Below are 15,986 nucleotides of genomic sequence, written 5' to 3'. Positions count from 1 at the left end.
CCACAGATTCGTTTGTTCAAAGTTTTGTTCAGTTTTCAATGTGCTACTTATTGCCCCTTGAGACAACTATATTATCTTATCACCTTGTTCTTGCCTTGTCAACTACTTTCTTCGTTGACTCGCTCAAGCTTCCGGCTCGCCCTGACTCGCTTTTGCCTCCGTCAGAACATATATTAATATACCAACTTTATCCCGCCTCGTCAACTCCTTTTTCCCTTTCTTTTACCTCCACTTTACCCCGTTTGTCCTTTCCTTACCCCGCCTCCTTTTTTCCCTCGTTTCGTTCGCTTTTTACCTCACTTCTTCCCCGTTTCCCTCTCCCCCGTTCGCTTCATTCACCTCTCCCTTTACCTTATCTTAATAGCTCACTTCAATGTTAACTTTAAATCTTCCGGTTGGATCATGTTTATTTTGGTCATAAACAACCACTTCATCCCTAACGCAAGTAAAATTGGTAAAACAACAAATACAATGAAAACATTTAACATGGCGATTCCCGTTTTTCCAGCTTCATTAAACGCCGTCAAAGGACCAATCAGCCCGGAAAATCCAAATCCAGCTGAAAAAGGCGTTCCTTTGGTGTTTAGCAAGGTAGAAATCGCCCCCATTATAGCGGCCGCAATTGTTGTAGGCAAGAAAAGCTTGGGTTTTGTTAACATATTAGCCATCTGAATCTTTGGTGAGCCAACAAAGTGTGCCAAAGTGCCACCCAGCGGATTCACACTGGCACCCATTGCGGCTAATGTGAAGCTGGCCACTGTGATGCCAACGTTTGCGGCACATGATCCCACACCTGTCAAACTAATGGCCATCGCCACTCCAACCGATGACAAGGGTGAAACAACCAAAAACGCAAACGCTGCTGCTAGTACAGCCCCCATCAGAATAGGTGTTAAATCAGTAGCTTGCGCAACCCATGAACCAATTACCATTTGCACGTGTCTGAGAGGATCTAAAGTAATTAAACCAATTCCACCCGCAACAACAAGTACAAACAGAGGCTGAAGTAACATTTTCAAGTGTCCAAAAATTGTTTCGGTTAACTTAACTAATGCTGTGGCAATGAGCGCTACTAAAATGATATTCAGCACAACGCCCGTTCCACCAATAATCATCCCCTTGGGCGTATTCGTTACAACGCCAGCTGAAACAAACATTGCTAAACCAATGGAGCCAGAATCAATCGCTGACAATTTGAAAATTTGTCCTACTGCAAATCCAGCAACAATTGGTAGCGCACTTTGAATCAAGGTTGTCATGAAGCCGATTTGAGTCGCAATTTGATTACCAGAAAACAATAAGAGCAACTGACTGACTAGCGCTCCTGGAATTAAAGTAATAACAATACCCAAACTAGTGCCATTTAAGACATTAATGATGAACTGCTTGATTGATAAGGGATTTGTTCGTTTTTGAATGTTTTGAGTGAGTGTTGTCATATTTTTTCCTTATGTATGCGCTAAAAAGCGCTTTTTTTATATTTCATGTGGTGAAGTGGCGCCTGACAGAATAGTTAAGACATCATCTAAGGCAAAATCGACCATGTTAGCAACAGCAATATTTGTGAAAAAGGCAACATGCGGTGTTAAGAGGACATTGGGCATGGCCAATAACTTTTTAATGCGCTCATCTGCTACTCCTGTTTTTCGTAAATCATGATTAAAAACTGGTGACTCGTCAGTTACAGTATCTAAAGCAACAGCATGCAACTTGCCATTATCTAATGCATCAATAAGATCATCAGTGTTGATGACTGGACCACGGGAGGCGTTAACGAGCAAGCCACCATCTTTCATTTGAGAAAAATCAGAAGCAGATAGTAAATTAACGGACGTATCATTTAGGTCAACGTGCAAACTAATAACATCACTCTGAGACAAGAGTTCTTCTTTAGAGACATACGTCACTAAATCACGCAAGTCGTCGCGCGGATTAACATCATAAGCTAAAACTTTTGTGCCAAGTGCATGAAGTAAGCCAGCTAAAGTGCCGCCAATACGACCTGCACCAATGATGCCGACTGTCACGGAATGAATTTCTCTCGACTGCAAGCCCGCCCAGCGAAAATCATTTTGTGCAATACGCGCATCAAACTCCGGTGTTCGTCGTAGTAAACGGAAAATCTGCATTAGAGCCATTTCTGCTACCGATCTTGGCGAATAGGCTGGCACATTAGTAACTTTTAAGCCTGCGTTTTTGGCCAAGTCAACCTCAATCATGTCATATCCTGCTGTGCGCGTCGTAATTTGGCCAACTTGTTGTGCTAATTGATTGTAAAAAGCTTGATCGCCACCTATTTCAGCAGTTTGCTGAATCACCAAACCATCAATATTTGTTAAATCGGGCATTGTTTCTGGATGAAACTCATCCCGAGAAATCTCTATTTCAATGTGATGTAATTTGGCGTAGGCATTAATCGCCTCTTCTTCATCATTGCGAACACTAGTCATTAAAATTTTAGTCATTTTTATTTTCTTTCATATATAATGTCAAACGCGCCATTGCTTCTTGGAGAGTTTCAATTGCGGCTGCGTAGCTCAAACGAACGTAACCTTCTCCGCCAGGTCCAAAAGAAGAGCCCGGAATCAAAGCTAAGCCATTCTTGTTAGCTAAGTCGCGCGCAAATTCAAAATCATCTTGCAAGTAGCCAGCTGGAATTTTAGCAAAAATATAGAACGCGCCATCAGGTTTAGCAACTTGAAATCCTAATGATGTCATTTGTTCATAGACAAAGTCTCGACGCTGACGATAGGCTGCCTTCATATCCAAAGTATCTTGACGACCAGCTTCTGTACCTAATGCTTCTGTCGCGGCTGCCATTGCCGGGTTTGAGGCAGTTGTAATTGTAAATTGATGAATCATAGCAATCTTTTGCACTAGTTTTGCCGGTCCAGCCAAAATGCCAATACGATAACCTGTCATGGCATGTGATTTTGATACGCCGTTTAGCACAATTGTTTGTTCTGGGAGATATTTTGCCATTGAAACGTGATCATTGTCATACGAAAGTTCTGAATAAATTTCATCAGAGATGACGATAATATTAGTTTCGCGCAACACATCAGCCAAAGCTTTAACTTGTTCATAATTATAGGTCACGCCAGTTGGGTTAGATGGAAAATTCAGAACCACAGCTTTAATCGCGTCACCATGTTCTGCAATAGCAGCTTTCAGTAAATCCGGTGTCAGAATAAAATCAGTTGGTGCTGTATTAATATAAACGGGTTGCGCACCGTCAACCAAACCTACGGCAATGTACAAAGGGAAAATAGGTGTTGGCAAAATGATTTTGTCTTCAGGATTAAGAATCGTTGTTAGCGTTGCATAAATTGCTTCTGTCGCACCAACTGTCACAATAATTTCAGATGCAGCATCATAATTAACTTGATAGCGATCTTGTAAAAAGTTGGCAGCAGCTTGACGCAGTGCCAATGTACCATTCGAGGCAGCATAGTGTGAATCATCATCAATAATTGATTGAATTGCAGCTTGTTTGATATGCTCTGGAACGTTGAAATCTGGTTCACCCAATGTTAACTTAATGATGTTTGGAATGGCACTAACCTCTACATCAAAAGCACGTATTGCCGATGGTCCAACCAACGAAAGATTTTTATTCAACGATTGCAATAATTCCGGTTTCACTTCCATTTTCATTCTCCTTAATTAAGACAAATACAAAACGCACACTCGGACGACTACCCGAATGTGCGTTTGCTCATTAATAACGAACTCACTGCGGCATTCGGAACGTTGTCCGAATACCTACGCAAAATGCTTTAAGTATTAGGACGATTAGCCGAAATACTTAAAGTAATAACTTACTGAAATTGCGCGTTGTGTACGTGTCATATAACCAATACCTTTTTATTTTATGAGATAATTATAATGCTATAATTATTTTATGTCAAGCATATTCTAAAAAAAATCACAGTTTAGATTTTTTTAGGCAGACTTCTGCCATTCATCACATCAGTTACAATCAAATCCAATCGTGCTTTTGTTTTCGCCCAATCATCATTTTCTAATTGATAAGCAACACCTTTCAGAGCTTCCGGTAACGTCACATCACGCATAAATTCTGGTGATGCAATACGTTGTTTAACAATTGTCGGATCATCGCCACGAATTTGAACCCGCTCAATGAGTACATCAGGGTGCGTTACCGTCACAAAAATAATGACAGCTTGTTCACCCAGTTCTCGTGCGTAAGTAATTGCACCTGCTGTGTCCAAGACAATCGTCGCAAAATTACTTTGAGCCCATGCTAATGCCAAAGCCTCGTGCGAGGAACCATATTTTGAGCCCGCGTACATGACCCGTTCTAAATAATGATTTTTTTCAAAACTATCATTTGTTTCAAAATAGTAAGCACCACCATTTTCTTCACAATCACGCGGTTTTCTGGTCGTGTGTGTAATTACCCGTGGCATATGATAGGTTTCTTGTAAGTAACGCGCAATGGTGGTTTTCCCAACGCCAGTCGCTCCCGTTATAACAAACACTTTATTATTTTTCATCATCTAAATTCCTTATCTTTCATTGTAACGTAAAACTTGAAGCACAGTTAGACAAGTGCGTGTTAAATTGATAAAATAATAGTTATTGATTTATTAAAATTATGTTGGAGAATTATTATGTCTGTATTATCAAGAGCTTTTAAACGGGAGTCAGTCAATAATTATATTGCTGCTGATTCACACATGGAGCGTGTTTTAACTACTAAGGATCTGATTAGTCTAGGGGTTGGAACTGTTATTGGCACAGGTATTTTTATCTTACCTGGCCACGAAGCGGCTGAGCATGCTGGGCCGGCTGTGGCAATTGCTTTTTTGATTGCGGCGGTCTTTTCTGGTTTATCAGGCATGGCTTTTGCTGAATTTTCATCAGCGATGCCAGTGGCTGGTTCAGCCTATTCATACGGTGGCGTGATTTATGGCGAAATTATTGGTTGGCTATTGGGTTGGTCCTTAATTGTCGAATACTTTCTCGCTGTTTCTGCTATTGCCACTGGTTTTTCCGCTTATTTAGGCAACTTGTTAACAATATTTAATATTCATATGCCCAAGGCACTCATGGCGGGTCCAATGGAAGGTGGCGTGGTTAATCTATTTGCCATGTTGATTATTCTGATTGTGGCAGCAATTCTTTCTCGTGGTCTTAGCACCTCGAAAAAGATTGAAAACGGTGCCGTCGTTTTAAAAATCGTTATCCTTGCACTATTCATTATTGGTGGCTCATTTTTCATTAAAACAACTAATTATGTCCCATTTTATCCAAAAGAATTTCATAGTGGTCTTGGCGGATTGAATGGTATTTGGGCAGCTACTGCCAGTATTATTTTCGCTTTTCTTGGTTTTGATACAATCGCTGCACATGCTGCCGAAGTCAAAAATCCCCAAAAGACAATGGTAAGAGGGATTGTTGGTACAGTCATTGTTTCTGCCTTGCTGTACACACTTTTCTCAATCGTCTTAACCGGTATTGTTAACTACAAAAAATTGGGTGTTGATGATCCTGCTGCTTTTGCTTTGCAAGTCGTTCATCAAACACAATTCTCTGTTGTCATCACGGTCGGTGCACTAATTGGTATGTTTACAGCCGTCTTAGCGCTTGTTTATGCCTCATCACGACTTGCTTATTCTTTTGGTAGAGATGGTTTGCTACCAAGATCACTAGGACACATTTCAAAAGGATCTCATTTACCCGTCAATGCGTTGATCGTAGCCGTTGCCATTGAAATGATTTTTGCAGGTTTGATTCCATTAAGCACTTTGGCTAGCTTAATCAACGCCGGAACCTTAGTTGCTTTCATGTTTATTAACTTTGGTATACTGATTTTACGCCGTCGTAAAGACTTGGCTCATGATGGCTTCAAAGTTCCCGGCTATCCTGCCATTCCGTTCATTGGCGGTCTGTTGAGTCTATTCTTCATTTCACAGTTATCAGCTGAGACCCTCAAGATGTTTGGTATCTGGCTTGTAATTGGTATCATCTGGTATTTTGCCTATGGTATCAAACATTCTAAAATGTCTTAATATAAAAGGCTTCATCTAGATAAAGATGAAGCCTTTTATTATTGCATTGCAAGATACTGATTCTTAGTCAGTGTCCAAATTTGGTGACCTTGTGAATCTACCCCTTCACTATGAAAACCAAGTCGCTGTGCGACCCGCCGACTTCGAACATTATCTTGATCATGCCCGATCCAGATAACATTAATAGCTAATTCTGTAAATCCAATGTGAAGCAATGCTTTCACTGCTTCACTAACATAGCCATTGCCTCGTTGTTGTGGTGCCAAAACATAACCAATTTCTGCATCATTTTAGTCAGAATGGTAACGAAAATCAATTGTTCCCATTAATTCATCAGTTTTCAAATCAGCAATAGCATATTTCATGGTGCCAGGTTCATCATGCCAAAAATAATCACGAATAGATTGTGTTATTTCGGTAATCGTTTGTTTTCTTATTCCAGATAACCAACGGACTGTATCTTCATCACTCATATATATCAGCATTGCCGGAGCATCCGATAGGCGAACACGACGAAGCCGCAAACGCTCGGTTTGAATTTCTGGATAATCAGTAACTTGTTTCATTTATTGCCTCATTTTTTAATGTAAAAAGCCATCACGATTGTGATGACTTTTAAGACAATGGAGTTTTGCGACGCATATAGGAATCAACGATTTTTTCATATATGCCAGGTTCAACGCTATTAAGTGCTGGCCCCAAGACGTCCATTGCCTGTTTGAAATTATACTCTCGTTCATAAAACATACGCGCCTGTTCACTGGCAGCAGCTACCCGCTCGCTTGAAGCACGATAACGATTTGAATATTGTAATAGTTGCTCAGTCAGTGCGGCCTCGTCAACAATATCATCTGTCTTTTCTTTTAATGTGTCAATATCGGCAGAGACAATGTTAAGTTGACGTTGGACTTCATCCATATCAATCAAATTGGCATTTAGAGACTTAGCCAATCGTTCTAATTCATTTGATACAGCGTAGAAATACTCCAGATAAACCGCTGGCAAACCTGGTAAATTAAGACGCTCGACAGCATGTTTAATATTTTCAATTTCTTGTTGATATTGACCACCTAGTTGACGAGCTGAACGATCTGCTTTTTCCAATCCAGAAATCTTGTCCCAAATTTCAACTTGTTGTGTTTCAATTTCGGCAAATTGCTTCAAAAGTTTTTCTTGTTGAATCCGCAACTCACTGTATGAAATTTCTTTGGATTCTAACAAATCATCATTATGATCAATTTGTGCTTCCGCCGTATTAATTTGTTCAAGTAATGTTCGTCGGGTTTCCAACTCTTGATGATTAAATTGAAAACTTTGCCCCAAACGATCTAGTTCAATTGTCAAAGCTTGATTTTGTTCTCGCAAGCGCAACAAATCAGATGATAAGTTATTCGCATTTTTAACAACATGTTGGCGTGCCTTGACTTCAGTTTCCATTGTATCGTACATATTATCAATACGTGTTTCAATGTAACCATTTTGCTCGGCAACTTCTTTTAATTTAAGATCAGCCAATAAATTCAACACTTGTTGGCGTTGCCCATCAATTGCTTGTAGTTCCTGCTCAACGCTATCATTGGGGAACACATAGCCATCCGCCACTAACTGTGCATGCCCCTGCGCAAGTTCATTGAGTTGTTCAACATATTTAACGTTCAATTTGTCAAAGTAAGCCGGAATATCTTGCATCATGTTTTCCATTTGTGTGGTTTCCATGGCAAGTTGTTCGTAAATGTCTGAGGCCGTGGCATGATCACCCGCTTCAGTCAAACGGGTGAATTCATCATAATCACCTTCAAGTTGACTCAAAAACTGGTCAAGCGCAGGATTGGCTGGCCCAAACTTGAAATTTTCGGCCAGTAAACGTTTGCGTAAGTCTTCATACTTCTTTTTAAGATCACGAATTGCTTCTCGATGCGCTTCATCAATTTTCTTCAAATCTGACAAACCTGCGCGCACGTTTTTAATGGTCGTTTCTGTATCATCAACCATTGATTGCAAACGCACCATTTCACGGCGTGTTTTAACAATATTGATTCCGCGCGCCTCAAAAAGAACCAAATTGGCTTGTTGATCAATTTTCAAAAATTTATTATTTTGAACGTCGTTATAATCACTTTCAAATTTCTGATAATTTTTGAGTGATTGCCCTGTCAAGGATAGCTTACGTGCCTCAACCAACTCATTACGAACCTTTAGTGATTCGAGTTGTGCTTTCCGAGCTTTCAGTTCATTGACTTTTTTGACAGTAGCTCTTTGTAAAACAAAGATTGCTAAATAGGCAATAACCACGAGTGCTAATATAATTGCTAGAATTGTAAAATTGAACATAGAGATAGTTTCCGACCTTTTAATTTTCACTCTCAATATTATCACTTATTTAGCTGAATTAAAGGACGTTTGCTAAATCTCAAATCGTTTACAGCTTTCTTAAGAACTTGCTATTTACGTAAGTTTCTGGTAGTATGGGAGAAGTTGTTAAATTGAGTAGCAGTAAGTAAAGAAGCGCGTCAACAGCGCCCCAAATCGTTAGTAAGGCCATAGCTACTGGCTCTGAGAAACGTCAAGTTCGGCGCTGCACGCATCTGGTACTTACCCTCAAATGTACAGCAAACTACATTTTGGAGGACATATACATGTCACGTTATACAGGTCCAAAGTGGCGCATTTCTCGTCGCTTGGGTGTTTCATTGTCTGGTACTGGTAAAGAATTGTCACGTCGTGCATACGCACCTGGCGATCACGGTGCCGGCCGTCGCGCTAAGATTTCTGAATATGGTACACAATTGCGTGAAAAGCAAAAGTTGCGTTTCACTTACGGTTTGACTGAACGTCAATTCCATTCTTTGTTTAACAAAGCTGGTAAGATCCGTAAGGGTACTCACGGTACTAACTTCATGATCTTGTTGGAGCAACGTTTGGATTCATTGGTTTACCGTCTTGGTTTGGCAACAACACGCCAACAAGCACGTCAACTAGTTAACCATGGTCACATCTTGGTTGACGGTAAGCGCGTTGATGTCCCATCATACAGCGTTCAACCTGGTCAAGTTGTCTCAGTTCGCGAGAAGTCAAAGAACATCTTGCCTATCCAAGTCGCTGTTGAATCAGTAGTGGCTCGTCCACAATTCGTATCATTTGATACCGAAAAGCTTGAAGGTACTTTAGTTCGTTTGCCAGAACGTGAAGAACTAGATGCCGAAATCAACGAAGCGTTGATCGTCGAATACTACAACCGTTTGGGTTAATAAATTAATTCAATTCGGTTTAAAAGCACTACCATTCATGATAGTACACCAAAAAGTTGTTTTAACTTTTGGTTACATATCGCGTTTGGTGGTGCTTTTTTTTGTGTTATTTTGGCATTTGCCACGCGTTTTTATAGTCATTTCCATATTCACCATTAGCTAGAAATTGATGGATATAGACATCACGAACCGCATGAATTGTATAAATCATGAAAAAATGATCTGTTAGCCAATTATCAATCGTCAAATATATAGTATGTCGCTGTTCTATAGTTGGTGCTTGTTTGAATTGAATAACCATTTGCTGCAAATCATTTTTCAAATCAATTGTTAACATTTTTTGTACCAATAATGTCGGGCTTGTTAGAAATTCTATATAAGCAAATTCGTCGTCGTTCATTGGGACATCAGCTAACATGACGAGATCTGCTTGTTGCTCCAAAACATCGGAATAGTAATCATTTGTAAAACTATAATACAAAATTTCAATATAAATACCAGCTTGTTGTGCACGTTCTTGTATCCACTTCGCCATATCAATAGCCGATTTGATATGCGAAAGCACACCTAGAATAATTGGTTCGCCGGAATAACCAGATTTTCTGATTAACTGTCTAGCCTGCTGCATAGATTTATTATGATCTGCAATAGAATCCTCACGGTGGTAATGACTGGCAATATCACCCAAATGCCTATCAAAATAACGCATATCAATGATGTTGTATAATGCTTCCCGTACTAATGTGTCCTGAATGATAGTCTTGCGATTCATGTTCGCGATGACAAATTCAGCACCAGGTATAGCACGTTGTTTTTTTATATAGTCATAATTGCCATAGTCTTAGGGATTAAATAAGTGTTTGGCGATGTTATCATCATCAACTAACAGATACTGAACCTCATCAATCATGGCACGAAAACCATAATAATTATTGAAAGCTTTCAACCTAAAGATGTCATTTGTGCTTTCAACCACTTCAAAAGCGCCCGTTCCAATCCAATGAAGATTGTCAATTGACGAATCACAATCAATGATAATATATTTGGCGTCGGCAACAAATCTCGCACATAGTGGTTCAGACGCACTAAAATAAAATTCAACGACGTCTGTGGCTCGCGGAACTATTTTTACAAGATTGATCAACTGCCAATAGCGAGCACCTACTCGCTGTTGCACACGCTCAAATGTCTTTTTGACATCAAGACTAGTCATTTCCTTGCCGTTATGAAACTGTACCCCTTTACGTAAATAGAAAGTCCAGATCGTCGCCGATTGATTTGACGTCCAATGGTGTGCTAATCCTGGTTGTAACCCATTGTCATACTTGATTAACGTATCACCTAGTTGCATAACTAATTCATATTCATGATGAATAGCCACGTTAACTGGGTCTAATGATGTTATTTTACGCGTCGAAACTTGCCTTAAGATTCGTTTATGATCGTCTTGCACTTGTAATCCTAAAAGATTTGTTAATTGACGACGAAATTGTGCCAACCAAATTGTCGGTATGCCTAGTTGAAAAAGATAAAACGTCATGCAATTATCATTTATGATAATTGCATGACGCATCGTGTCTGTTAACTCCACACGAAAATCATTTAAAAAATGAATTTTTGACAAATGACCACGCCCTCGTCCCGGCTCATAAGTTAACAGTCTGTCATCCGAAAAATGCCGTAATCTTCGTTGCGCTTGTTTAACTGAAACCGCCCAAAATTCAGCTAATTCTTTGGTTCTAAACTGAACAATTGTTCCAAATTTTAAATAATGAAGACGTAATTCAATGTAAATTTTACTAATCATTTTCATATCCCTGCTGTAAAAGTAGACATTTTATTTTAACGAAGTCCGTTTTACAAAATTAACGTCTATTTTATAATCATAACTTGCTATAATCATAACATGCAATTATGAAAGCGAGAAATAATCTCATGTGGCAAACTTTACATCCTAATATTAAAGCTCGTATCAAAATCCAATTTTTAAGTCGTTTTGGTAGTTCACTGATTTTCCCATTTATGGCTATCTATTTATCCCATGCCTATAATGCACAAACAGCAGGAATCTTAATGATGATTAATATCGTCATTGCTTTTTTAGCCGGTGTTTATGGTGGCCATTTGACAGATATGTATGGACGGCGACCTTTATTGATTACTGGTGAAACCATTAAACTAATCGGATCAGCTGGCATTTTTTTGGCAAACATCCCAGTATACCATCTGCCTTGGCTAACCTTTATCATGATGTCAATTGGCAATGTTGCTAGTGGCTTGCTTAACCCAGCCAGCGAGGCAATGTTAATCGACGTTTCAACTAAAACAACACGTGCCTTTATGTATGCCATCAATTATTGGGCTAGTAACTTATCGTTAATGATCGGCAGTATGATTGGCGGTTGGTTATTTGAATCACACTTCATAATATTAGCTTCTACGCTCATGATAATTAACACTTTATCACTTTTATTGACGATTTTTTCAATTACAGAAACCTATCAAAGCAACCAACTATCCTCACCAAAAATCGGCATGCTTGCTGTCTTCAAACACTATCAGCCTGTCTTCAAAGATTTACCATTTCTCATTTTCACGTTGGGTGGTATTTTATTGCTTGCGGTTGAATTTCAACGGACAAATTATATTGCGATTCATCTTGCAGAAAAATTCGTTCACACGACAATATTTGCTGTGCCACTGAACGGTGTTAAAATGATTAGCGTGTTAACGACAATAAACACACTAATTATTATATTTTTCACTGCACTGTTTTCAAAATGGATTGCGCGGTATAATACACGCTATATTTTCACAATTGGCACATTATTATTCACGATTGGCTTTGCTTTGCAAGCAACCACAATCACTTTTTTACCACTCCTTATTTCAAGCTTAATTCTATCTTTTGGAGAACTCATGTATGTGCCAACTCGACAGGTACAGTTGGCTAATTTAATGCCCAAAAGCCAGCGTGGCGCCTATATTGCTTTCAATGGTAGTATCTTTCAACTAGGTAAAATATTGGCTAGCTTGGTTTTAGTTGGATCACCACTACTAACTAATTCACTAATCGGTATACTGATTTTATTTCTAGGCGGCGGCGCTATTATTTTAACCTTACTATCACTCAAAATGTTTGATACTCATCACGTTCAACCTTGACAAATAAAATTGATCCGCAAAAATCCTCAGCTAAACATGAAAAACCATTCTCAGATAACGTATAATGGAATTATCAAACGTATCGGAGAAAAATATGGACATCAATGAACGCTTACAGCAAGAGCAACTTGGTAACGGCACACCAAAAATTAATCCTGACGAACAAAGCCGCTACCTCGGCACGTTTCGAGAACGTGTTATTGTTGCTGTTAAAGTCTCACAACTTGGCAGCACTGCAATACAATCAGCTTTTGCCGCTTCGTTAAAATCACACAGCATTGGAAAAGTGCTTATCGACCAAAATCTCGCAGGCGACTATTTTGCTAAATACGTTGGTCTAGCTACACAAAGTAAGCACCCTTTCACATTATTATCTGACGCAACCAAAAGCCATCAGCATGATGATCCAATCGCCGTTTTACTAGCAGCCAACACCGCTGTTAATGTTGATAATATTTATTTAGGATAAGTGCCTCATGCAACAACCCCTTGCGTACCGTATGCGCCCCACAAAAATTGAAGAAATTGTTGGTCAACAACATCTTGTCGGTGAAGGCAAGATTATTTGGCGCATGGTCGCTGCGCATCGCTTGAGTTCCATGATTTTATATGGTCCACCCGGTACAGGTAAGACTTCAATCGCTAGTGCGATTGCCGGTTCGTCAAAATATGCTTTTCGTATGCTTAACGCAGCAACTGATAGTCAAAAAGATTTGCAAATTGTTGCTGAAGAAGCCAAAATGTCTGGTACAGTCGTATTATTGCTCGACGAAATTCATCGTTTGAACAAAGTTAAACAAGACTTTTTGTTGCCACACCTTGAATCAGGGGCAATTATTCTAATCGGCGCCACCACGGAAAATCCATATATTAACGTCACACCCGCCATCCGCTCCCGTACACAGATTTTTCAGGTGAATAGTCTTAGTGCTGAGGATATTAAAAGTGCCGTTGCGCGTGCACTAGATGACAAAGAAAAAGGACTTGGTGAATATGATGTTGCGCTTGATGATAATGCATTAACGCAACTATCACGAGCCACTAATGGCGACCTCCGTAGTGCGCTCAATGGTTTGGAGCTCGCTGTATTATCCACAAAACCAGATAAAAATAATGTCATCCATATTACCTTACCTATTGTTGAAGAAACGGTGCAACGCAAGGCATTGTCAGCAGACAAAGATGGCGATGCACACTATGACGTTATTTCTGCGCTACAAAAATCAATTCGAGGATCAGACGCTGATGCTGCGTTGCATTATGCAGCGCGCATTATTGAATCTGGCGATTTACCAATCTTAGCGCGACGATTAACTGTGATTGCGTATGAGGACATCAGTTTAGCTAATCCAGCTGCAGCACAACGCGCTATAACAGCCATTCAGGCCGCACAAACGCTTGGATTTCCAGAAGCGCGCATTCCATTGGCCAACGCCATAATCGAACTCGCTTTATCACCAAAATCAAATGCTGCTTATACTGCAATTGATAACGCTCTCAGTGATGTCCGCAGTGGTAAAATTTCGGATATTCCAGATCACTTGAAAGATGCGCATTACAAAGGTGCGCACGATCTTGGTCATGGTGTGGACTACATTTATCCGCATGATTTTGATAATGACTGGGTGCCGCAACAATATTTACCAGACAAACTCAAAAACAAAACTTACTTCCAACCAAAAGGTAATTCTAAAACAGAAAAACAATTCCGTGATGTTTATCAGTCGTTAAAATCACAACAACAAAAAGGTTTAAGCTGAAAATGTCAAGACTGTTGTTCAAAATCTTTTCGCGTTATAATATACTTTGAATTACTCAGATATACGCATTGTTGCATCATCAGCTTTTTCCTTACAACCTTTATTTTCGGTTGGGAATTCTTGACTTAGAAGATCTGCCCTTTCATTCGGTAATCTGACAATCTTGATGCACCATCCACCTCGATAATTTCGAGGAAAATCTGCGCAACGATTAACGGTATCAATTGAGTATTCCGGGCATGACCCGTGCGTTCACATTTGTGAACGCTTTTTTATTGGAATTAGACTATTCTGTGAAATAATAGACAATTTACTACTAATTTTAGTATGAAAGCGCTATACTAAAGGTGTAAAGAAAAACCGTGGGAACACGTTTTATGGAGGAAGTTATTATGACAGCAAACTATCACAAGATTTTGGTACCTATGGATGGCTCAAAAGAATCTGAAGCTGCCTTGTCTCGCGCCATTGAGTTGACACTGGACGCTGGCGATGCCGGTGTTTTGTCAATTTTGAACGTAATTGATACTCGTGCTTTCCAAAACGTTGCTAGTTTCGATGACACCATGGTTGAGGCTGTGTCAGATGAAACACGCAAAAGCTTAGAAAAGTACAAGGCTCAAGCAACCGAGGCTGGTGTCAAAAATGTTGACTACTTAATTGAATATGGCTCACCTAAAGCATTGATTGCTAAGGATGTCCCAAGTGAAGTAAATGCCGATCTAATCGTTATTGGTGCTACTGGCTTGAACGCCGTAGAACGCTTAGTTATTGGTTCAGTAACTGAATTTGTAACTCGCACTGCCAAAACAGACGTATTAGTTGTTCGCGGCTAAGCGCTTCAAAAAACAACCTCATGTTGAGGTTGTTTTTTTTGCCTCTTTCATTTAGTTTGACTAAAAAACATTTAGTAATCATCAAATAAATTCTATAAAATATTTACTAATTTATGGTAAAATTCTATTGTAAGCGGTTTCATTATTATACTAATAAAGGAGACATTATGTTAGAAAAATTGGATTGGTTAGATGATCCCCGCGTCTTCCGCGTTGGTAAATTGCCAGCTCATAGTGATCATACCATGTACCAAACAACAGATGAAATCAAACAAAAGCAGTCGAGTTTTACTAAAAGTTTAGATGGTGACTGGCAATTTCATTTTTCAGAAAATCCATCTCAGCGACTGATTGGCTTTGAACAACCGGATTTTGACGTTGAACAATTCGAACACATTGCTGTTCCGGGGCATATTGAGTTACAAGGATTTGGTCAAATTCACTACATCAATACACTCTACCCTTGGGAGGGCAAAATCTATCGACGTCCACCATATTCTCTTAGTCACGATAAATCCTATAAAGGTCTTTTCAGTGAAGCGGCAGACAATACCGTTGGTCAATACATCAAAACCTTTACGTTACCAGACAACTTTGCTCAACATGACGTTCATATTCAATTTGATGGCGTTGAAAAAGCGATGTATCTTTGGCTCAATGGTCATTTTATTGGTTATTCTGAAGATAGTTTTTCACAAGCTGAATTTGATCTAACACCTTATTTGCAAGCGGGTGAAAATAAATTAGCAGTTGAAGTATATAAATGGTAGATTGTAAAATTAAACCGAACACTTGAATAAAAAAGCCGCAGCGCCTTTAATGGTAATTGTCTAAAACAACCATAAAGGAACTGCGACTCATGACTAGTTTATCATCTCAAGAACGCACTGTCATTCAAACTTTACTCGAATTGAATTATTCTGTTCGTGCCATTGCGCG

Annotated in this window: 14 protein-coding genes and 2 pseudogenes; 8 read left to right on the top strand and 8 right to left on the bottom strand. The window is 39.4% G+C overall.

The window, feature by feature from the left end; all coding sequences use genetic code 11:
• Positions 1-365: 365 nt before the first annotated feature.
• The 4 genes from BMG01_RS08735 to BMG01_RS08720 all read right to left on the bottom strand — a co-directional run bounded on the left by BMG01_RS08735 (position 366) and on the right by BMG01_RS08720 (position 4,520).
• Positions 366-1,439 carry a PTS transporter subunit IIC gene (locus tag BMG01_RS08735; protein WP_004914952.1) on the bottom strand — a complete coding sequence of 358 codons (1,074 nt, stop codon included), beginning with the start codon at positions 1,437-1,439 and terminating at the stop codon, positions 366-368.
• Positions 1,440-1,475: 36 nt separating this feature from the next.
• Positions 1,476-2,465: a D-2-hydroxyacid dehydrogenase gene (locus BMG01_RS08730; RefSeq protein WP_004914954.1), complete on the bottom strand. Its 990-nt coding sequence runs from the start codon at positions 2,463-2,465 to the stop codon at positions 1,476-1,478.
• On the bottom strand, positions 2,458-3,651 hold the full coding sequence (locus BMG01_RS08725; RefSeq protein WP_004914958.1) for an aminotransferase class I/II-fold pyridoxal phosphate-dependent enzyme: 1,194 nt from the start codon (positions 3,649-3,651) through the stop codon (positions 2,458-2,460). The genes BMG01_RS08730 and BMG01_RS08725 overlap by 8 nt, the downstream gene beginning before the upstream one ends.
• A gap of 284 nt (positions 3,652-3,935) precedes the next feature.
• A complete protein-coding gene (locus BMG01_RS08720; RefSeq protein ID WP_036067138.1) occupies positions 3,936-4,520 on the bottom strand; it encodes an AAA family ATPase in 585 nt (194 codons plus the stop codon).
• Positions 4,521-4,637: 117 nt separating this feature from the next.
• Here BMG01_RS08720 and BMG01_RS08715 point away from each other — a divergent pair, with 117 nt between their 5' ends.
• A complete protein-coding gene (locus tag BMG01_RS08715; protein WP_036068525.1) occupies positions 4,638-6,038 on the top strand; it encodes an APC family permease in 1,401 nt (466 codons plus the stop codon).
• Positions 6,039-6,076: 38 nt separating this feature from the next.
• Here the strand turns inward: BMG01_RS08715 and BMG01_RS08710 are convergent.
• Both BMG01_RS08710 and ezrA read right to left on the bottom strand, forming a co-directional pair.
• Positions 6,077-6,604 (bottom strand): annotated as a pseudogene (locus tag BMG01_RS08710) (GNAT family N-acetyltransferase).
• A gap of 49 nt (positions 6,605-6,653) precedes the next feature.
• Complete coding sequence (gene ezrA, locus BMG01_RS08705; RefSeq protein ID WP_004914977.1) at positions 6,654-8,369, bottom strand: septation ring formation regulator EzrA; 1,716 nt, start codon at positions 8,367-8,369, stop codon at positions 6,654-6,656.
• A gap of 305 nt (positions 8,370-8,674) precedes the next feature.
• Here ezrA and rpsD point away from each other — a divergent pair, with 305 nt between their 5' ends.
• Positions 8,675-9,286, top strand: a complete 612-nt coding sequence (rpsD, locus tag BMG01_RS08700) for a 30S ribosomal protein S4 (RefSeq protein ID WP_004914980.1) — start codon at positions 8,675-8,677, stop codon at positions 9,284-9,286.
• A gap of 106 nt (positions 9,287-9,392) precedes the next feature.
• Here the strand turns inward: rpsD and BMG01_RS11475 are convergent, their stop codons facing one another.
• Positions 9,393-10,058, bottom strand: coding sequence for a hypothetical protein (locus tag BMG01_RS11475; protein WP_233127287.1), 666 nt, complete (start codon positions 10,056-10,058; stop codon positions 9,393-9,395).
• A 69-nt stretch (positions 10,059-10,127) separates the two neighbouring features.
• The gene (locus BMG01_RS11470) at positions 10,128-11,093 is read right to left on the bottom strand and encodes an ABC transporter substrate-binding protein (protein WP_233127286.1); all 966 of its coding nucleotides are present in this window, start codon (positions 11,091-11,093) and stop codon (positions 10,128-10,130) included.
• Positions 11,094-11,221: 128 nt separating this feature from the next.
• Between BMG01_RS11470 and BMG01_RS08690 the strand changes: the two genes are divergently transcribed.
• The 6 genes and pseudogenes from BMG01_RS08690 to BMG01_RS11010 all read left to right on the top strand — a co-directional run.
• Positions 11,222-12,451, top strand: a complete 1,230-nt coding sequence (locus BMG01_RS08690) for an MFS transporter (RefSeq protein ID WP_004914985.1) — start codon at positions 11,222-11,224, stop codon at positions 12,449-12,451.
• A 94-nt stretch (positions 12,452-12,545) separates the two neighbouring features.
• Positions 12,546-12,920 (top strand): YueI family protein, encoded by a 375-nt coding sequence (locus BMG01_RS08685; RefSeq protein WP_004914986.1) that lies wholly within the window; start codon positions 12,546-12,548, stop codon positions 12,918-12,920.
• Positions 12,921-12,927: 7 nt separating this feature from the next.
• Entirely contained in the window at positions 12,928-14,211 is a 1,284-nt protein-coding gene (locus BMG01_RS08680) for a replication-associated recombination protein A (RefSeq protein WP_036068527.1), read from the top strand.
• Positions 14,212-14,603: 392 nt separating this feature from the next.
• Complete coding sequence (locus tag BMG01_RS08670) at positions 14,604-15,047, top strand: universal stress protein (protein ID WP_004914992.1); 444 nt, start codon at positions 14,604-14,606, stop codon at positions 15,045-15,047.
• A 167-nt stretch (positions 15,048-15,214) separates the two neighbouring features.
• Positions 15,215-15,811 (top strand): annotated as a pseudogene (locus BMG01_RS08665) (sugar-binding domain-containing protein); the annotation flags it as partial.
• A 95-nt stretch (positions 15,812-15,906) separates the two neighbouring features.
• Positions 15,907-15,986, top strand: an 80-nt coding sequence (locus tag BMG01_RS11010; protein ID WP_143471347.1) for a helix-turn-helix domain-containing protein, incomplete at its 3' end; no start/stop codon positions are given.

The organism is Leuconostoc sp. BM2 (assembly GCF_002095565.1).
Classification (GTDB): domain Bacteria; phylum Bacillota; class Bacilli; order Lactobacillales; family Lactobacillaceae; genus Leuconostoc; species Leuconostoc falkenbergense.
The sequence above is the reverse complement of the archived record's forward strand: the minus strand, read 5'-3'. Positions and strand labels throughout refer to the sequence as shown.